This is a genomic window from Paraburkholderia sp. CI3, assembly GCF_050436505.1.
Lineage (GTDB): Bacteria > Pseudomonadota > Gammaproteobacteria > Burkholderiales > Burkholderiaceae > Paraburkholderia > Paraburkholderia tuberum.
This window is the reverse complement of the sequence record NZ_JBNDMI010000002.1, coordinates 102,787-122,163: the sequence shown is the minus strand read 5'-3', so window position 1 is coordinate 122,163 and position 19,377 is coordinate 102,787. Positions and strand designations below refer to the sequence as shown.

17 protein-coding genes are annotated in these 19,377 nt (G+C 62.8%); 10 read left to right on the top strand and 7 right to left on the bottom strand.

Translation table 11 applies throughout. The annotated features are described in order from the left end of the window. Window positions 1–186 precede the first annotated feature (186 nt). The 5 genes from OKW29_RS03445 (at window position 187) to OKW29_RS03425 (ending at window position 5,470) form a co-directional block, all read left to right on the top strand. Complete coding sequence (locus OKW29_RS03445) at window positions 187–1,296, top strand: hypothetical protein (RefSeq protein WP_184073184.1); 1,110 nt, start codon at window positions 187–189, stop codon at window positions 1,294–1,296. A gap of 49 nt (window positions 1,297–1,345) precedes the next feature. After that, the gene (locus tag OKW29_RS03440; RefSeq protein ID WP_429289986.1) at window positions 1,346–2,878 is read left to right on the top strand and encodes a B12-binding domain-containing radical SAM protein; all 1,533 of its coding nucleotides are present in this window, start codon (window positions 1,346–1,348) and stop codon (window positions 2,876–2,878) included. Window positions 2,879–2,946: 68 nt separating this feature from the next. Beyond that, a complete protein-coding gene (locus tag OKW29_RS03435) occupies window positions 2,947–4,374 on the top strand; it encodes a tryptophanase (RefSeq protein WP_429289985.1) in 1,428 nt (475 codons plus the stop codon). Between the two features lie 9 nt (window positions 4,375–4,383). Beyond that, complete coding sequence (locus OKW29_RS03430; protein WP_429289984.1) at window positions 4,384–5,136, top strand: dTMP kinase; 753 nt, start codon at window positions 4,384–4,386, stop codon at window positions 5,134–5,136. A 136-nt stretch (window positions 5,137–5,272) separates the two neighbouring features. Continuing rightward, a complete protein-coding gene (locus OKW29_RS03425) occupies window positions 5,273–5,470 on the top strand; it encodes a hypothetical protein (protein WP_429290725.1) in 198 nt (65 codons plus the stop codon). 259 nt (window positions 5,471–5,729) lie between these two features. Here the strand turns inward: OKW29_RS03425 and OKW29_RS03420 are convergent, their stop codons facing one another. Then, a complete protein-coding gene (locus OKW29_RS03420; RefSeq protein WP_187629301.1) occupies window positions 5,730–6,203 on the bottom strand; it encodes an Lrp/AsnC family transcriptional regulator in 474 nt (157 codons plus the stop codon). Window positions 6,204–6,473: 270 nt separating this feature from the next. Here OKW29_RS03420 and hppD point away from each other — a divergent pair, with 270 nt between their 5' ends. From hppD to OKW29_RS03405, 3 genes are all read left to right on the top strand, one after another. Beyond that, the gene (gene hppD, locus OKW29_RS03415; RefSeq protein WP_184073194.1) at window positions 6,474–7,547 is read left to right on the top strand and encodes a 4-hydroxyphenylpyruvate dioxygenase; all 1,074 of its coding nucleotides are present in this window, start codon (window positions 6,474–6,476) and stop codon (window positions 7,545–7,547) included. A 94-nt stretch (window positions 7,548–7,641) separates the two neighbouring features. Next, on the top strand, window positions 7,642–9,024 hold the full coding sequence (locus OKW29_RS03410; RefSeq protein WP_429289983.1) for an amino acid permease: 1,383 nt from the start codon (window positions 7,642–7,644) through the stop codon (window positions 9,022–9,024). A gap of 44 nt (window positions 9,025–9,068) precedes the next feature. Next, on the top strand, window positions 9,069–10,274 hold the full coding sequence (locus tag OKW29_RS03405; protein WP_429289982.1) for an amino acid aminotransferase: 1,206 nt from the start codon (window positions 9,069–9,071) through the stop codon (window positions 10,272–10,274). A 142-nt stretch (window positions 10,275–10,416) separates the two neighbouring features. On the opposite strand, the gene OKW29_RS03400 is transcribed toward OKW29_RS03405, so the two are convergent. Next, complete coding sequence (locus tag OKW29_RS03400) at window positions 10,417–11,535, bottom strand: patatin-like phospholipase family protein (RefSeq protein ID WP_429289981.1); 1,119 nt, start codon at window positions 11,533–11,535, stop codon at window positions 10,417–10,419. Window positions 11,536–11,794: 259 nt separating this feature from the next. On the opposite strand from OKW29_RS03400, the gene OKW29_RS03395 reads away from it, so the two are divergent. Together OKW29_RS03395 and OKW29_RS03390 are read left to right on the top strand one after the other, a co-directional pair. Beyond that, window positions 11,795–13,828, top strand: coding sequence for an ATP-binding protein (locus OKW29_RS03395; protein WP_429289980.1), 2,034 nt, complete (start codon window positions 11,795–11,797; stop codon window positions 13,826–13,828). Between the two features lie 151 nt (window positions 13,829–13,979). After that, window positions 13,980–14,969 carry a zinc-dependent alcohol dehydrogenase family protein gene (locus tag OKW29_RS03390; protein ID WP_429289979.1) on the top strand — a complete coding sequence of 330 codons (990 nt, stop codon included), beginning with the start codon at window positions 13,980–13,982 and terminating at the stop codon, window positions 14,967–14,969. 251 nt (window positions 14,970–15,220) lie between these two features. Here the strand turns inward: OKW29_RS03390 and OKW29_RS03385 are convergent, their stop codons facing one another. The 5 genes from OKW29_RS03385 to OKW29_RS03365 form a co-directional block, all read right to left on the bottom strand. Continuing rightward, window positions 15,221–16,252 carry an Acg family FMN-binding oxidoreductase gene (locus OKW29_RS03385; protein WP_429289978.1) on the bottom strand — a complete coding sequence of 344 codons (1,032 nt, stop codon included), beginning with the start codon at window positions 16,250–16,252 and terminating at the stop codon, window positions 15,221–15,223. A gap of 142 nt (window positions 16,253–16,394) precedes the next feature. Next, a complete protein-coding gene (locus OKW29_RS03380) occupies window positions 16,395–17,018 on the bottom strand; it encodes a response regulator (protein ID WP_429289977.1) in 624 nt (207 codons plus the stop codon). Beyond that, on the bottom strand, window positions 17,015–17,212 hold the full coding sequence (locus OKW29_RS03375; RefSeq protein ID WP_184073204.1) for a hypothetical protein: 198 nt from the start codon (window positions 17,210–17,212) through the stop codon (window positions 17,015–17,017). Before OKW29_RS03375 ends, OKW29_RS03380 begins: the two co-directional genes overlap by 4 nt. Window positions 17,213–17,368: 156 nt before the next feature. Next, window positions 17,369–19,000, bottom strand: a complete 1,632-nt coding sequence (locus OKW29_RS03370) for an AAA family ATPase (RefSeq protein ID WP_429289976.1) — start codon at window positions 18,998–19,000, stop codon at window positions 17,369–17,371. After that, window positions 18,997–19,305: a hypothetical protein gene (locus tag OKW29_RS03365; protein ID WP_429289975.1), complete on the bottom strand. Its 309-nt coding sequence runs from the start codon at window positions 19,303–19,305 to the stop codon at window positions 18,997–18,999. The genes OKW29_RS03370 and OKW29_RS03365 overlap by 4 nt, the downstream gene beginning before the upstream one ends. Window positions 19,306–19,377: the final 72 nt, after the last annotated feature.

Here is a 19,377-nt window from a genome sequence, read left to right as displayed (position 1 = left end):
ATGTATCGCGCTGCCCTTTGAAATCTGGCTGCCCGCTTGCGTCATTGCTTCTGACGAGGACTCACGTCGCGCTGCAAGAGCGTGCCTGGCACGAACCGTGCGCCAGGAGCGCGAACAGTGAGTGGTGCGCATTGATGGTCGCGAAGCGTATCGCTTGGGAATACTCACGAGGATGGAGGTAGAGCAATGAATCAGGCATGGAAGGCGAAAGCGGGGCAGTTCCTGCCGGGTGCGAATCTGACTGTGCTGCCGCACTGGGAGCGCGACGCGGTACCGAGCTACGATCGTGCCGAGGTCTCGGTGCCAGGGCGCCTTCACTTCGCGGTATTCGACTTTATGCAAATGGCGCCCGGCTTCGGCGGCGGCGGACTCGGCGTATCGACGAGCACGGTCGGACACCGGATCACCGTCACGAAGACGACCAACGGCGAGGGCGGCTGCGACGTCCCGAGCGGGCGGCACATGCTCGAGTTGTTCAAGCGAGCCGTCGGCTACGCACGTGACGACATCCGCGTCGATCGGGTGCGCAGCATCCAGCACCAGCACAGCGGCTTCGGCTCGAATGTCTCGTTCAATACCGCGACGCTCGCCGGCTTGAACGCGTTGTTCGGCTCACCGTTTTCGCCGCACGACATGTGGGAAATGATCACCCGCAACTACGTCGAGACCGCGAAGGATGACGAGCACGTGTATTTCGGACTGGAGACCGGCGTCGGCGAAGCGTGCCTGTTCTTCGGCGGTCTGGTCTGGGTCGACGAGAAGCACGGCAACGGCCGTTTCCTCGGCAACCTGAGTTCGGAAAACCTGTGGGTGACCACCGCCGTTGGCAACTACGACACGCTATCGACCGAAGCGCTGCGCGCCCATGGCGAAGGCGCGGACATGTCCGGCACCACCGAGGCGGGCTTCGTGCCGACGCATTTTGTCGAGTGGCAGAAGCGCTACGGCATCGCGTGGCGCAACTTCATCGAGCAGAAGTTGCGGCCGGCACTGCATCGCAACGACCTGTTCGCGTTTCTGAAGCACGGCTGGGAACTCAACAGCATGAGCAACATGAAGGTGCTCGAAGGCATTTTCCGGACCGACGTGATGCGTGAGTTCGACGAGACGATGCAACGCGAGGGCGCGGTGTACGCGGGGATGAGCAGCGCGGGTCCGGGCTTCTATGCATTCTCCGACTGCGAGGACAAGGCGAAGCACCTCGCGGCGGTGATGATGCATCGGTTCGGTGAATTCATGAGTGAGATGACGGTGGCCCGCGCGGGCCAGAAGATGTCCATCGACGTCGCCGTCTAGGCGCATTCCTGCGAGCCCTCGCGAACCTTTCCACTGAGACCGATCGAACATGGCCAAGCGCGTCACCTTCGTGAACACGAACCAGATTAAACCGGCGATCGCGCCGATTGCATTCGACTACCTGTCGGCGCCGATGGAGCGAGCCGGGTTCGAGCTCGATTTGCTCGACCTCTGCTTCTCCGACGATTGCGCGGCGGCCATTGCCGCGCACTGCCGCACCGCCGCGCCGGATTACTGGGGGGTGACGCTGCGAAATACCGACGACGTCTATTTTTCCAGCGGCTACAGCTTTCTCGACAGAATCAGGGACATCGTCGCGTTGCTTCGGCGCGCGCGCGCGGTTCCGGTCGTGATGGGCGGCGCGGGCTACTCGGTGATGCCGGAAAAACTGCTTGCTTACCTCGACGCCGACTTCGGCATCGTCAGGGAAGGCGAATTCAGCTTTCCCGAGCTGCTGACCTGCCTCGAAGAAGGCAGGAGTTTCACGCACATACCCGGCGTGGTCTACCGCGATACGGCCGGGGTGCGCGCTACGCCGCTCGCCCCGAACGCATGCGGACCGCTGGCCGGCATCGGGCCTCACAAACGCGAGCTGGTCGACAACCCCCACTACTTCGCCAAAGGCGGCCAGATCGGCATCGAAACGAAGCGCGGTTGCAATCGCTCCTGCATCTATTGCGTCGAGCCGCTGATCAAAGGCCGCACGGTGCGCATGCGCGAACCCGATGATGTCGTCGCCGAGATGGCATCGCTCGAAGAACGCGGGGTCAACGTCTTTCACATCAACGACTCGGAATTCAATCTGAGCGTCGCGCATCCTCTTGCGCTGTGCGCGGCCATCATCCGGCACGGGCTCGCCGGCAAAATCCAGTGGTATGCGTACGGGATGCCGCGGCCGTTTCCCGATGAACTCGCGGCCGCGATGAAAGCAGCCGGTTGCGTCGGCATGAACTTCGGCGTCGACACCGCCAGCGAAACGATGCTGAAGATACTGCGCCGCACCTTTAGCGCCCACGACATCGAGCATGCGGTCAATACGGCGAAGCGCCACGGCCTCGAGCACATCATCGAGCTGCTGTTCGGCGCCCCCGGCGAGACGCAGGAAACCGCGCGCGAGACGATCGAGTTCATCAAGCGGGTCGATCCGGAGCGCGTTTCGGTGACGGTCGGGCTGAGGATTTTCCCCGGCACCGAGCTCGAGCAGATGATTCGCCGCGAAGGCCTGCACGTCGGAAATCCGAATCTTCACGGCCATATCGAAGGCAACGACCATCTGCTGCATCCGGTGTTCTATCTGCCGACCGCATTGGGCCCGGACCCGCAGCAATTCATTGCCGATCTGATCGGCCATGATCGGCGGTTCTTCGGGACCAATGCGAGTCTGTTCAACTACAACGCGAACGACGCGCTGGTCGAAGCGATCGCGCAAGGCGAACGGGGCGCGTATTGGTCGATCCTGAACCGGATCGAGAAACGCTTCGAAGCGGCCCACGACGCTCGCGGTTGTCACCGCACGTCCGCGGCCGGCGGCGATGCGGATCGGGCACCGATCGAGGTTGTGCCGATCGAGCAAAGTGCCTGATGCGGTGTGCGATGCCCGAAGCGGCCAGTCATCCAGTGGCCTGCGTACTTTCAACCCAGGAGGAGTGCATGCTTTTAGAAAACAGCCAGCCTGAGCCGTACAGGATCAAGATGGTCGAGCCGATCAGGCTGATCGACCGCGAGCAACGGCAGGCGCGGCTTGTCGCCGCCGGGTACAACGTCTTTCGCCTCGAAGCAGACGACGTCTACATCGATCTGATGACGGACAGCGGCACCTCCGCGATGAGCGCGAACCAGTGGGCAGGCATCATGACCGGCGACGAATCATATGCCGGTTCCCGCAGTTTCACGAAGTTGACGCAGGCCGTGCGGGACATGCTCGGCTTCGACTACGTATTGCCAACCCATCAGGGCCGGCCGGCCGAGCACTTCCTGTTCCGGACCCTCGTGCGCCCAGGCCAGGTGGTGCCATTCAACGCGCCGTTCGATTCGACCGAGGCACACGTATCGATTGCCGGCGGGACCGCGATACCGTGCGTCGCCGAAATCGGCTATCAGCCCGCTGTCGAGCACCCGTTCAAGGGCGACGTGGATGTGCAGAAGCTGCGCAACGTGATCGAAAGCGAAGGGCGCGACAATATTCCGCTGATCATGGTCTCGCTGACGAACAACGCGGGCGGCGGCCAGCCGGTATCGATGGCGAACCTGCGCGCGGTGAGGGCGTTGGCCGATGAGTTTGCGATTCCGGTCTACTTCGATGCGGCGCGCTGCGCGGAGAATGCTTACTTCATCCAGCAGCGCGAGAGCGGCTATGCGAACCGGTCCGTGGCGGAAATTCTGAAGGAGCAGTTTTCCTATGCCGAGGGCTGCACGTTCAGCTGCAAGAAGGACGCGCTGGTCAACATCGGCGGCTTGCTCGCGACACGGTCGCGCACGCTCTATGAGCAGGTCGTGCCGCTGCTCGTGCTGCACGAAGGTTTCGTCACCTACGGAGGGATGGCGGGCCGCGATCTCGAGGCACTCGCGATCGGTCTGCGCGAGATGGTCGACGACCGATACCTGCAACACCGCGTAGGTCAGGTCGAACGGCTAGGGGACACACTGCTTGCCGGTGGCGTTCCGATACTGAGGCCGACCGGTGGACACGCGGTGTACGTCGATGCGGCCGCCTTCCTGCCGCACCTGCCGCGCTCGCAGTTCCCGGCCGAGGCGCTGGCTGCCGAGCTTTATCTGGAGGGCGGCGTGCGCGCCGTCGGTCTGGGCTCGTTGGCGTTCCTGAAAGAAGATCCGTCGACGGGCACTGTCAGCGCCCCGAGGCTGGAACTGCTGAGGCTGGCCATTCCTCGCCGCGTCTACACCGATAGCCACCTCGCGGCGGCTGCCGCCGCGTTGATCCGGGTCTACCAACGACGCGATGCGATCCGGGGAATGCGCATCGTCTCGGCACCGTCGATGCTCAAGCACTTCACCGCGGTCCTCGCGCCGATCGAGGCCCCTGACGAGATGCTCGCGGAGTCTCGGGAAGTTATGGTCTGAGGTGATTTCATGTCGAATGGTGTCTTCGAAACGCTCGAGCTCAAACCGCATGCTTATCCGGGGGTTCTGGTCACGTTGTGCGGTGTGGATGGGGCGGGGAAGTCGTCACTGATGGAAAGGCTCGAAAGCGCGTGCACGCGTGCGGGGCTCAACTGCGTGACGACGTTTACGCCGACCCGTAGGATCCGCAAAGATGCGCTGTTCCGGGATATGGTGGACAGCCACTGGCATACATCGAGCGCCGGTTCCGGACTCGACGCAAACCGACGGCGCGTCGACATGCTGGGCATTCTGCTGTCCATCATGGGAGACCTCGTCCAGCATCTGACCGACACGGTCATACCGGCACTGGAACGCGGCGACGTCGTTTTCTGCGACCGCTACGTGTTCACCTCTCAGGCTGAAATCGGCACGCGTTCCGATCCCGCTGAGACTGCGCCTGTGCTCCGCAGCATCGCTGGTCATTTGCTGCGTCCCGACGTCGCCTTTGGTCTGAACGTTTCCGGCGCGACTTCACACCGTCGCGTGCGGGCAAGGAACGACGAGAACGACCAGCCGCCGCCGATGAGCTTTCTGACGCGTCAGGTGGCGGCCTACCGCGCCGTGTTCGAGGTCAACGGCGTGGTCGCGCTGGATGCGGAGCGCAGTCTCGACGAGACGTTCTGTCAGGCACTCAGTCATCTCGTGGCTATCGACCGTGTTGCGGGGCGGTTGGGCTCTATCGGGGCGGAAGGTCCTACACGAAGCGTGGCGGCATGCTGAGGCTTCGACCTGCCCCCGGGAAGCCGGATTCGGGCATCGAGGTATGCGACAAAATGCGCGTCGACACGTTTTGATGAGCATCTATCCTTCGAGGAAGGACCATGATGCATGGAACATCAGAGCCAGGGAGACGACGATGCTTAGCCCACATGAGATCGCAACGCTCATGCTTCTCGAGACAAACCCCCGTCCAGAAAATTTCGATCCCGGCGATCTCGACGCGTTGTGCGAGCGCCAACTTGTATTTCTGGAAAAGCTCGCGTCTGGATACGCGCGAGGGCGTCTGACTGCGCAAGGACGCTCGGTATTGCGGTCGGTCGGGAGGGTGAACTAGTGCCTCGCTCTGCATCGCCTGGGAGCTGTGACCTTCAGGAGCAATCACATGCAATACCCAGTCGCGCGGCGGGCGGTGCAGACCATTGTTCGCGAACATCAACACGAGGCGTTCGGCGCCAATCGCGATCCGTTCAGCGGCAGCGAGATCGAAGGTGAAATGGACCGTTTGTTTTCGTTGATCGTCAGTACCGTTTCCGAGTCGATTCATAAGAGTGGGCAGCACCGGAATGTGACGGGCGACGCTCGCGCTCAGCGGGCTAGGCCGCCAACGGGACAGCGCCCGTACATTTGATTTCATCGAGGCAAACGCTGGACTTGACTCCGCTCACGCCCGGAATGCGCATCAGCGTATCCAGCAGAAACTCCGACAGCGCTTTCAGGTCTTGCGCCACGACCTTGAGCATGTAATCGATATCACCCGTTACGACGAAGCATTCCTGAACCTGGGTGAGTTCCGAGATCATTCGCTTGAACTTCGACAGGTCGCGGACATGGCCTCGCTCCATCGTCACCTGGATGAAGGCCACTACGCCAAAGCCCAGTAGCTGCGCGTCGAGCCGCGTCTCGTAGCATTTGATCACACCCATTTCCTCGAGCCGGCGATGCCGCCTCAGCGTTTGCGCGGGCGACAGTTTGATCGCCTCCGCAAGTTCGAGATTGGAGATGCGCCCCTGGGACTGAAGAATCTCCAGTAAACGCACGTCGATACGGTCGATGTCGATTGTATGCACTTTTATTTCCCCATTCGCCAGTGAAATGAAATGTTAATGCACAAATCAGGGTTTGTCTGCGTCTGCAAGGAAATCCAATTGCGTCGATAAAAACTTACACTGAATCCAGATGTCGCTGCGAGGCCTCCGGCTAATGCGTTGAGAGAGTGGTCCGAGGACGCTGCCTGCGTGGCGATTGGAGAAATTTTCTTTCATTGTTCCGACACCCAGCGCCACTCGGTGCCGGTTGCTCGCCACCAATCATTCACCCTCTGCTGAACCTGAGAGATCATGGCCGACCTGTTTGACAATCCAATGCAACTGATGGGCTTCGAATTCGTTGAATTTGCCTCGCCCGTACCCAATGTCCTTGAACCGCTGTTCGAGCAGATGGGCTTCACTCTGGTGGCTCGCCACCGTTCGAAGGACGTGCTGCTTTACCGCCAGGGCGAAATCAACTTCATCGTCAATCGCGAGCGCAACAGTGCGGCCGCTTACTTTGCCGCCGAGCATGGCCCGAGTGCGTGCGGCATGGCATTTCGCGTGAAGGATTCGCACAAGGCCTACGCCCGCGCGCTGTCGCTAGGGGCTCAGCCGATCGAAATCGCAACCGGTCCAATGGAGCTGAGATTGCCGGCAATCAAAGGCATTGGCGGCGCACCGCTTTATCTGATCGACCGCTTCGAAGACGGCAAGTCGATCTACGACATCGATTTCGAGTTCATCGAAGGTGTCGAGCGGCGGCCGGCCGGTCATGGCTTGCGCCTCGTCGACCACCTCACGCACAACGTCTATCGCGGCCGCATGACGTATTGGGCCAACTTCTACGAGACTCTGTTCAACTTCCGTGAGCTACGCTACTTCGACATCGAGGGCGAATACACGGGTCTCACGTCGAAGGCGATGACGGCGCCGGACGGCAAGATCCGCATTCCACTGAACGAGGAATCTGGCAAGGGGAGCGGGCAGATCGAGGAATTCCTGATGGCCTTCAATGGCGAGGGCATTCAACACATCGCGTTCCTGACGGACGATCTGATAACGGTTATCGACAATCTGCAGATGGCAGGCGTGCCGCTGATGACGGGGCCCAACAGCTACTACTACGATGCGCTCGAGACGCGCTTGCCGGGCCACGGTCAAGCGGTGGGCGAATTGCAATCGCGCGGCATCCTCCTCGACGGAACGACGGCAGACGGGTCGCCGCGCCTGCTGCTGCAGATTTTTTCCAAGCCGCTGCTTGGCCCTGTCTTTTTCGAATTCATCCAGCGCAAGGGTGATGAAGGTTTCGGCGAAGGCAATTTCAAGGCGCTGTTCGAGTCGCTCGAACGCGATCAGATCGAGCGGGGCACGCTGAAGGTTTGACGCGCGTACAACCCCGTTGATAGCTCTCGACCAGAGCAGGCGAAAAGCGAGGCGTGGCGTCCAGAACCAACCGCAGGACACAGGAGACAACATCGTGGCACACCAGCAACAGGGCACGCTACAGCGCGGCCTGAAGAATCGTCACATTCAGTTGATCGCGCTAGGAGGCGCAATCGGCACCGGCCTCTTTCTCGGCATCGCGCAGACCATCAAGACGGCAGGACCGTCCGTGTTGCTCGGGTACGCGATCGCGGGCATCGTCGCCTTCTTCATCATGCGGCAACTCGGCGAAATGGTCGTCGACGAGCCGGTGGCGGGATCCTTCAGCTACTTCGCAGGCAAATACTGCGGCCAATTCTCGGGCTTCGTGTCCGGCTGGAACTACTGGGTGCTGTACGTTCTCGTGTCAATGGCAGAACTGTCGGCCGTTGGCATCTACATGCAGTACTGGTGGCCCGGTCTGCCCACGTGGGTCTCCGCGCTCGTCTGCTTCTGCGTCATCAACGCGATCAACCTCACCAGCGTGAAGTCGTACGGCGAGCTCGAGTTCTGGTTCTCGATCGTCAAGGTCGCGGCGATCGTCGGCATGATCGGCTTCGGCGGCTACCTGTTGATTTCGGGCCACGCAGGCCCTGACGCGGGCGTGGCCAATCTCTGGCGCCACGGCGGCTTCTTTCCGCACGGCGTGTCGGGTCTCGTGATGGCGATGGCTGTCATCATGTTCTCGTTCGGTGGACTGGAACTCGTCGGCATTACGGCCGCCGAGGCGGAAGATCCTTCGCACACCATCCCGCGCGCGACCAACCAGGTGATCTACCGGATCCTGATTTTCTACGTCGGCGCACTCGGCGTGCTGCTGTCGCTGTATCCGTGGGAAAAAGTCGTTACGGGCGGTAGTCCGTTCGTGCTGATCTTTCACGCGATGAATAGCAACTTCGTCGCCAACGTGCTCAATGCGGTGGTGCTCACCGCCGCGCTGTCGGTGTACAACAGCGGCGTCTACTGCAACAGCCGCATGCTTTACGGCCTCGCAGGCCAGGGCAATGCGCCGCGCGCTCTGCTGAAGGTGAACGCCCGCGGGATTCCGCTCGTCGCGCTGGGTGTTTCCGCCGTGGCGACGGCCACCTGCGTGGTGATCAACTACCTGATGCCCGGCAAGGCATTTGAACTGCTGATGGGGCTCGTCGTCTCGGCGCTCATCATCAACTGGGCAATGATCAGCATCATTCATTTGCGCTTTCGCAGCGCGAAAGCGCGAACCGGTGAGACGACCGTATTCCGCAGCCTGGGCTATCCGCTTACCAACTATCTGTGTCTGGTGTTCCTCGGCGGCATCCTGGTGGTGATGTGGCTGATACCGGATCTGCGCATGTCGGTCTACCTGATCCCCGTTTGGCTCGTTGCGCTGGGCGTCGGCTATCGCTTGCGCAATCGACGCGCGGGCGCCTCGGTACCGGTTGGCGTGCCGATGCGCTAGGCACCGCGCTTTTGCAATCTTTTGGCCTAATCCAGGGAACCAGCATGTTTGAACACATCGATGCCTATGCGGGCGACCCGATCCTCACCTTGAACGAGAACTTCGCGAAGGATTCGCGCGACCATAAGGTCAATCTGAGCATCGGCATCTATTACGACGATCGAGGCCGCTTACCGGTGATGCAAGCCGTACGCGAGGCCGAAGGACAACTGCTTGCCGAGCTCGGTCCAAAGCCGTACCTGCCGATGGCGGGCTTCGCCCACTACCGCGATGCCGTGCAATCGTTGCTGTTCGGCGACGACTCGCCCGCACGTACCGAGGGGCGCATCGCGACTGTGCAGACCTTGGGCGGCTCGGGCGCGCTCAAGGTCGGTGCGGATTTCATCAAGCGCTATTTTGCGGGCTCACGGGTATGGGTCAGCGATCCGACGTGGGAAAACCACCGTTTCATCTTCGAGCGCGCTGGATTCGAAGTCGACACGTACCCGTACTACGACGAATCGAGCGGCGGGCTCAAGTTCGAAGAGATGCTATCGGCCATCGACGCGCTGCCGGCGCGCAGCGTCGTCCTGTTGCACGCGTGCTGTCACAACCCGACGGGCGTCGATCTGAACGACGCGCAATGGGTGCAACTGATCGAGGTCATCAGGAAGCGGACCCTGCTGCCATTCATCGACATGGCGTATCAGGGCTTCGGCGCGGGCATCGACGCGGACGCATTTGCGATTCGTGAACTCGTGCGCCAGAACGTGCCGGCGTTGGTGGCCAATTCATTCTCGAAGAACTTCTCGCTGTATGGCGAGCGGTGCGGCGGACTGTCGGTGATTTGCGAGTCGCCGGATGTTGCCGGGCGCGTATTGGGTCAATTGACGAGCGCTGTGCGCGCGAACTACAGCAATCCGCCGACGCACGGCGCAAAGATCGTAGCGCGCGTGCTGACAACACCGGCAATGCGGCAATCATGGCAACAAGAGCTTGCATCGATGTGCCGGCGCATCATGCGTATGCGTGCGGAGATCCATGAACGCCTGCGCGGCAAGGTGCCGGACACGATGCTCGCGCGCTACCTCGAGCAGCGCGGTATGTTCACGTACACCGGGTTGTCGGCAGACCAGGTCGACACGCTGCGCGAACGGCACGGCGTCTACTTGATCCGGTCCGGGCGCATGTGCGTCGCCGCGCTCAATGACAACAACGTTGCGACGGCTGCGGAGGCCATCGCGAGGGTCATCTCGCGGGCAGGCGATTGAGACTACTGCCGCAAGCCTGGAGCCGCGGCTGGACACGCGATCAGTCCGGCTAACGTGCGCGCGATGGCGGATCGGTTCCAGACCGACGTCGAAGCCGTCGCTAGCGCTCTCGATGCGGTGCGCGGCATGGAAATCGTCCTTTTCAGTTTCGTCGCGCGCTCGCGTTGCCGCTGTGCTTGAGCGTCGGATCGAGCAACGAACCCTTGACGTCGAGCGAGGACGCTTGCCCGAGTTTCGCGTAGTCGTTCTCGAGCCATACGTTCGCCACTTCGCGGCCACGCTCGAAGAGCGTTTTGAGCAATGACCAGGACGTGCTGCTCTTGGAAACAAAACCGAACTTCGCGAGAAAATCGTCGTCGCGAATCAGGTGAAACCTGACGGGCTTGAAGCGGCTTTTGCGCGCCGCTTCCTCGCCGACCGAGTCGAGCACACGGTTGACCGCTTCGATCGCGTTGATCTCCAGTACGACGGACGCGTTGAAACCGATTTCATTGAGCCGGTCGAGAATGCCGCGCGCGTCTTTAGGCGGCATGTCGTGGCGCACGAACGGATTCGCGAGAACGAGAATCAGGTCCTGGGCATGGGCGATCAACGGTGCCAATGGGGGGTTGCCCAGATAGCCGCCATCCCAGTACGGTATGCCGCCCACGCTGATGGTGCGAAACTCGCTCGGCAGGCATGCGGAAGCGCGCAATACGTCAATGGAAATCTCGGGGCGGGTGAAAATTGCGCGTTGGTTGGTTCGTACGTCGGTTGCGCAAATGAACAGTTGCGGGCCATCGCGCGTGGTATTGAGCGCGGCGAGATCCTGTTCGGGGAGGGCGGAACGAATCAACGGCCCGAGCGGATCGCGGTAAAACGGATTGCCGTAAGGCGAAGTGACGAGTCCCACGGCCTCCAGCATGATGGCGGCGGGATTCCAGTCGATATTCCAGCCGCCGAATGGGCCGGGTTCGGAAAAGCCGAGGAGCGCGTTGCCCGCTAGCGCACCGGCGCGCGATACCGCTTCCCAGAAGGCGCGCAGCATGTCGCGTGCTTTCGGTGCGCCGCTGGTTGCGAGACCCGCCGCGCACAGCGTCGCATTGATTCCGCCCGCGCTTGCGCCGCTGATCGCCGCGATATCGAGCGGGGTTGCCTGCGACGAAGCCTCCAGCAGACGGTCGAGCACACCCCACGTGAAGGCGCCGTGCGAACCGCCGCCTTGCAGGGCAAACGCGACCTTGGGGCCGTTCTGTCGCGTCGGGTTCCGGGGTTCCTCCATCGCCATGGCTCCTTCGCGTCTTCATCGCGTTCCCGGCAATCTTACGCGCACGCGAGGATACTTGCGTCGGAAACGTCGACTTTTCAATGGTTCGTCCTGTCCCGCATGCCATGGCGGATCGCCCTGGATGCTGCGATACTATTTATAGTCGCGCGCTGCGTAACCTACTAAAACGGTCCATGGCAAAGAGGTTGACTGACACAAGCCGGTGTGCCGGGACGGCATCGCGGGCTCACAGCTTGCGTCCGGGGGTACCTGGATGAATCGGCATCTCGATCTGGATTCCCGAGGCGCGATCACGCTAAACGGGCTGGCGCGCAGGCTGGGGCGTACCCGTGAGCAACTGATGCATCGCTGGATCGCCGAGACCTCGGAGCAGGGAGCGCACACCGATGCGGACAGCGGGCAGGGACTCATGGGCTGTTTCGCCTATATGCTGGCCGAAGTATGCGCTGCCCTGCTGGTCGCCGAGAGCGACGCGTCACTATCCGCGCATGTGGCTGTCGCGCATCCCGGCAGGTTCTGGCCAGAGGGCTGGCGGGTCACGGATCTGTTTCGCAACATCGATCTGATGCAGCGCTTTCTGAAAGACGAGATCCGCGCGTATTTCGGTCCGGTTGCGGCTTCCATCGACGTTCACATACGGGCACACGACATCGTCGAGCGCACGTTTCGCGCGATGATCGAAAACGCCATCGAGGCGCAAATGCAACGTCAGGCCGCCGAGGTGGCGGCGGCGCAGGACAGCCTGCACACGGCGCTGACTGCGCTGAAGCTCACGGAGGAGCGGCTGCGTGTCGCGACGAGCGCGGCCGGCATCGGCATCTTCGAGTGGTGTGGCGCCTCGCGACAAGGCGTGTGGGAAAACCGCCAGATGTACGACATCACCGGGCAGCCCGAGGAGAGGGGGCCGTTGACGGAAACCGAGTTCATGACGTCGGTCGTTCATCCCGACGATGTCGAACTGCTGAAATGCCATTTTCAGTCCCGGCTGGTCTCCGGCGAGCCGGTGCATGTCGCGTTCCGGCTGCACCGCGTAACCGACCGCGCGCTCAGGACCGTCGAAATGTTCGGGTATCTGCGTCCGCCCGTTCAGCAGGACGATTACACGTTCATTGGCAGCTTGTGCGACGTGACGGAGCGGACCGACGCGGAGGCGAAATTGCAGGACGCCGATCGCCGCAAGGACATCTTTCTGGCCACACTCGCGCACGAGCTGCGCAACCCGTTGGCGCCCGTGCGCAACGCCGCGCATCTGCTGGGCCACGGCGCGGGAGCCGATCCCGCCAAACGTGAGTGGCTGCGCAATGTGATCGAACGCCAGACCGGCCACCTGTCGCATCTGATCGACGACCTGCTCGATGTATCGAGGATCACCACCGGCAAGATCGAGTTGAAGCGCGAGGTCTTCGATATCAGGCTGGCACTCGACCACGCTCTCGAGATCACGATGCCGGCTGCGTTGCAGCGGCATCACGACATCGTGCGTCCGCCGCTCGCGCACCCAGTGTACGTCCACGGTGACCCGGCGCGGATCACCCAGACATTTTCCAATCTGCTGGATAACGCGATCAAATACACCGACGAGGGTGGCCGGATCGTCGTATGCGCGACGCTCGTCGGTCAGGAGGTATCCGTTACCGTGTCGGACACGGGCACGGGTATTTCGGGCGACGCACTGCCTCACGTGTTCGATCTGTTCGTACAGGGTTCCTGCCACGGCGAGCCGTCCAGGGGCGGTCTTGGGATCGGGCTCTCGGTGTGCAAGACGCTGACCGAGATGCACGGCGGGACCATTGTCGCCAGGAGCGAAGGCAAGAACAGAGGCAGTGAATTCGAAATACGTCTACCCGTTTGCCAGGGCAGCAACCAGCAGGCGAAGGACGGTGCCGAAGCAGGTCGACCGCCGCCCGACCCATTGCGTGTTCTGATCGTCGACGATAACAGCGATGCCGCGCTGTCGCTCGCAATGATTCTCGACGCGCACGATGTGCGCACCGCACACAGCGGGGAAGAAGCGCTTCAGATCGCCGCTGCCTTCGAGCCGCAGATCGTTTTCCTTGATCTTGGTCTGCCGGGAATCAGTGGCTATGAGGTTGCGCGTCGGCTGAGGGATCGTCAGGCGGCCGGCAAGCGCCTTGAAATCGTCGCCGTGTCGGGCTACGGACAGCCCGAGGACGTGGCTCGCTCAGCGGGAGCGGGGTGTGATAGTCATCTCGTCAAACCCGTCGCTGTCGAAGAACTGCTTGCGATCATCAGGCGAATGACCAGCGAAAATCCGTCCACCGCGTAGTTTTCGATCGACCCTCTTTGTGCGAGGCGGCGTTCTGGGGCGACGACGAAAAGCACTGTTCGGATTTCCCCGCTTATCAGTCGAATTCCCTCGCGGGAACGACGTGGTAATTTTCGCAGTGCTCTGCCAGCAATCCATCCAGGAGGTAGTGATGTCACGGACCGTCAGGTTTGCCGAGGCCGGTGGGCCCGAAGTGCTTCGATTCGTCGACGAATCGGTCCGCGGCCCCGGCCGCGGTGAAGTTCGCATCAACGTGAAAGCGATCGGTCTCAATCGCGCGGAATCGATGTGGCGCACCGACCGGTACATCGAGCCCGTCCGCTTTCCGGCCGGGCTCGGGTACGAGGCGGCCGGCATCGTCGACGTGGTGGGCGAGGGCGTCGGCGGTTTCGCGCCCGGAGACGAGGTCAATGTGATCCCGTCGTTCTCGATGAATCAGTACTTCACCTACGGCGAAGTCATCATCGTGCCGGACCATGCAGTCGTCAGGCACCCGAAATCTCTTTCCTTCGCCGAGGCCGCGTCGGTGTGGATGATGTTCGTCACCGCATATGGCGCGCTGATCGAAGATGCGAAGGTGGGCGCCGGCGACTATGTCGTCATACCGGCCGCTTCGAGCAGCGTTGGACTGGCAGCGATCCAGCTAGCGAATTACGCGGGGGCGACGTCGATCGCGGTCACGCGCCATGCTGGCAAGCGACAGCAGTTGCTCGACGCGGGTGCCGCACACGTGGTCGTGACGGACGAGTCGGACCTTGTCGAAGCGATCATGCGGATCACGGATGGAAAGGGGGCTCGCGTCGCTTTCGATCCGGTCGGCGGCCCGAACTTCGCGAAACTGGTCTCGGCACTGTCCTTCCAGGGGATCGCGTATCTGTACGGCGCGCTAGACGAACGTGCCACGACGCTGCCCGTGCTGCCGATGATCGCCAAAATGATTTCCGTGAAGGCGCACAACATCTGGCTGACGAGTGGCGACCCAACGCGCCGAAAGGCTGCGGTGGAGTTCGTGCTCAAGGGGCTCGAGAGCGGCTCGCTGAAGCCGGTCATCGATCGCACCTTTGGGTTCGACGAGATCGTCGACGCGCACCGCTACCTCGAAACCAACGGGCAGTTCGGAAAGATCGTGGTAACGGTGTAGCCCGCGAACCGACATTGAGGTGAGGCAACGCGCTGCTTTTCCGCTTGATATTGTTGCTGGCCGCGTTCGCTCAAGCGCGGCCATCGCGAAGTGCTGAGGTCCAGTTCATGCAGCATGTGGCGGCATTAGGGTAGCGCATGACATGGCGATTCTTCGGTCGGATCGCCCATGCCCGCGTTGGTCTGGCTGTCGCGCGACCTTCATCACGGGCCCATCGGTACCGTTTCCACGCGTGCCCGGACTCACGCGTGTCAGGACACCACATCGGCCAGCGGCCGCCTCGGCGCATGACTGACGCGCGGGCCGCGGCCGACGCGGAGCAGAAGCTGCGGAATCGCCTCCGTTCCCAGCAGCGTCCGGAGCCGCTCGCGCAGCGGGTCCACTTCGATCGGCTGGTTCAGGTAGGAAGCGGTCAGTCCCGCGGATGCCGCGACCAGCAGCATCCGCTCGAGCGCCTGTCCCGCCGCGAGCCATGCCTCGCGGTCGTCGCGCATCGTGGCGATGCCGACCATCAGCGGCGAGCCTTGCACGAGGTGCTGATGCGTAGCGGGCTGTCCCGCGCCCACATCGAATACGCGGACGGCCAGGCCGACGAGCGGCGCCGCGAAGTCGAGCAATGCTCGGACAGCGGTACCGTAAGCCGGCATGCCATCGTCGCGCCGGCGCGGGTGGATCCAGCTGGCGAGCTCGCGCCGGAAGCGTGGGTCCGCGAACTGCGCGTGATCGGCGTCGGCGATCAGTTGCGCCAGCGCCTCGCGCGCGGTCGTTTGCTCCACGCAACAGGCAATCGCACCCTCGTCGTCGCAGGCGTCGCTGAGCTTGCGTTGCAGTGCCGCCGGAACGGCTTCGTCGACGAACGGCGCACGCGTCGTCACGCGCGCCGTCAGCGCGTCGAAGAGTTCGTGCAGGTGGGGATCGCGAGGCCCGTCGCGCGACACGCGCACGAGCGCCACGATGTCGGGGTCGGCTTCCGATGGAAACAGGGTGATCGCATAAGCGAGACCGAGACGGCACAGCGCCACGCGAAGATTGAGCAACGCCGCGCCGCAGCTCATCAGAAGTTCGCGATCGAAAGGATCGACCACGGGAAGCGCGCGCATGCGGTCGGCGCAGATCTGTACGGTCTCGCCGTCGACGATGAACCGCCACGGTTGCGTGTTGTGATTCGACGGCGCGAGCACCGCATAATGCAGCGCAAAGCGCAACTGCTGTTCCAGTGGCGTGGAGGCGTGGAAGTGCGGTTCGCCGATTTCCCACGCGTCATGTTGGGCGGCATCCTTCATCTCGAAGTCTCCTTTCGGATCGTTCCCGCGAGCACGCGGTTCGTGTCGTCATCGTGTCGCCGGGTACCGTGGCAGGTTTGTGGCAGGTCGACGTTTCAGATGTCTCGCGTACGCTTTGCGCGGGTCTCGCAGCGGAGAAGCGCTACAGGTCGTTTTCGTCGTCGAACAGCTTATGGCGGATCGCATAGCGAACCAGGCCGTTCTCGTTCGGCATCTGCATTTTTTCGAGGATGCGCGTCTTGTGCGTGCTGATCGTCTTCACGCTGACGCATAGTTCGTTGGCGATCTCGGTGATGCTCTCGCCTTCGACCAGGCGCCGGAACACGTCGAATTCGCGATCGGACAGCCGCTGGTGCGGCAGCGCGTCGGCAGGCTCGTTCAGGTTCTGGGCAAAGCGTTCGGCCATCGCGAGGCTTACATAAACGCCTCCTGACGCGACTTTCGTCACCGCGTCGACCCGTTCCGCGCTCGCGCTTTCCTTGGTCAGATAGCCGGACGCGCCCGCCTTGAACGCTCGCACCGCGTATTGTTGCTCGGCGTGCATCGTCAGCACCAGAATCCGCAGGCCGGGTTTTTCCTCCTTGATCTGCTTGATCAGTTCAATGCCATTGCGCCCCGGCATCGACAGGTCGAGCACGAGCACGTGGGCCTGCGTCGCGCTGTCGCAAGCTTCGCCGGCCACTTCGAAGCCGCTCGCCTGCTGCAGGATATGGCGCAGTCCGTCGCGTACGAGCGTGTGGTCGTCGGCCAGCAACACCTTGATCATGGGGTGATCTCTCCCGGTTGCATCCATTGCCAGGGAAACCTGACCGCAATCGCGAAATCGGCGCTTTGCGCTGTATCGATCCGCATGGAGTCGCCGAGCATCGGCGCGTGTTCGCGCACGCCGATCAATCCGAACGGCATTTCGTGACCGCTGGCTCCAACCGTCTCGCGATCGGCGTCTCGTTCACGATCCACTATCCGCTATCCGTGGCGGGCAGTCGGGCCGTTTGTGTGAGATGTCACTTCGGCCAGCCGTGGTCGACGCGGACGCGACTTCGATCACGCGCGCAGATCAATGACCCCGCTTCGCGTCGGAACATGATCAGCGGGTCGCAAACGGCGCTGACTGCATCAGTGCAAGACGGGTCGCCAGAACGCGGGAGAGTCGAACGCCGCCATCGGTACCGCGGTGTCGAATGACAAGGTCAACGCCTGTTCCGCCGGCGTCAGTGCGTCGGCGCTCGCGAGTTGACGCGCGAGCGTCGCGGTGTCGGCGTCGGATAGATCGCGCGGACCATGCCGGCGCGCTTCGACGCGTTGCGCGAGCACCGTTGGTTCGGCACGAAAGTCGAGAATGCGAGCCGGTACGCCAAGCCGTTGGGCGAGCGCGAAAAACGTGTCGCGGTGATGGAACTCGAGAAAGGTCGCGTCGACGATCGCGCTGTGGCCGCTTTGCAGCACGCGGTGCGCGAGTCGAAGAAGGTGGTCGTAGATCGCGTGACGCGCAGCTGGCGTGTAGTGTTCGGCGCCAAGCGAGGTTTGCGCGTCGGGCGCCGGCCGCAGACGCTTGCGTTCGGCATCGCTCGACACTCGCACCGCGCCGCACAGGTCCGCAAGGGCCCGGCTCGCGACCGATTTCCCCGAACCGGAGTAGCCATGACACAGCAGCAAAACGGGTCCCGGCTTCTGCGTTTGCGCGCGTGCCACCTCGAGGTAGCGCAGGGCCGGATCCGGGATGGCGACGTTGCGGCCCGCTACGTATCCCGCTTTCAGGCACGCGACCCACGCCCGCACCAGCGCGCGATAGGCGACGTACAAAGGCATCAGCGACAGCGCCGCATAATCGCCCGACGTTTCCAGCCAACGGTTCAACAGTCGATTGGCCAGACGGGGCTCCGCTCGCGCGCACAGGTCCATCACGAGAAACGCGACGTCCGCTGCGACGTCGATCCAGCGTAGCGCATCGTCGAAGTCGATACAGTCGAACATCGCGATTGCGCCGCGCCAGCGAACCACGTTGTCCAGATGCAGATCGCCATGGCAGGCCCGCACGAAACCCTCGGCGCGGCGCCGCTCGATCAGCGGCGCGAGTTGGTCGAGCTGTCGCGCGCACCACGCGGCAATGCCGGGCAGCGCGGGATGGCTGCAATTGGCCAGCAGCGCCGCGTTGATCGTTTCGATCTGCATTCGAACCAGCGTGGCGCTCCCGTAGCGCGACGACGGCGCGTTGCGGGGCGCCCTCAGGTGATAGTCGGCGAGCCGCTTCGCCGCGCCGTCGATGTCGCGCGGCGTCAGTGCTCCCTTCGCCGCGAGACTCGAAAAGAGCATCGCCTCGTCGAAGCGGCGCATCTTGACCGCGTGATCGACGGTCACGCCGCCGTCCCCGAATGTCAGCACGCCGGCGCGGCGCGCAATCGGCAGCACGCCGGCGTAAATACCTTGCGCGAGCGGCCGGTTCAGACGGAGCTGGGCTTCGCAGCAGCGCTCGCGCGTCGCGGTGGCGGTAAAGTCCGCGAAACCCGGTGCGACGGGTTTGATGATCTTGTACGCGAAGCGCCCGGCGAGATACACGACGGATATGTGCGTTTCGACCCGGACGATCCTGCCGGCCGGATGACGGTACGTGCCCGGCCTGCGCAGCGTCGCGTCGAGTCCGCGCACGCTGCGGCGCGCGGCGCGGACCCGGTTGGCGAGATGCTGGATGCCGCGCATGCCTGCATTGGCGCGTGGTGAAGAAAGCTTGCGGCTCCGTGGCGAACTCATGCCGGACTCCACCTCGCGGGCAGCTGCGCGCCCATTTCTTCGTGGCGACCGCTCAAGTCGACCGAGCCCGCGACAACCGGGCCGGAATTCGCGACGAGCGCCACGCCGGGCGCGCGTTCGACCATCACGCTGCGGCCGCCGAAACCAGGCATGACCTTGACGGCCTCGGCGAGCGCATTGACGCCATCGAGCAGCCATTGCCGGGCGTCATGGTGAAGCACGAGCGTCTCATTCGGCACGGTTGACCTCCGCGTGGTGGGACGGCCGGCGCCCGCCTTGCGCGCGAGCCGGAATCGTCTACTCATTTAAGCCATCGAGTATGGTAACCCGGCTTGATCTGAATCAACGAGGCGGTAGCCGGGCATCGTCAGTCGGTC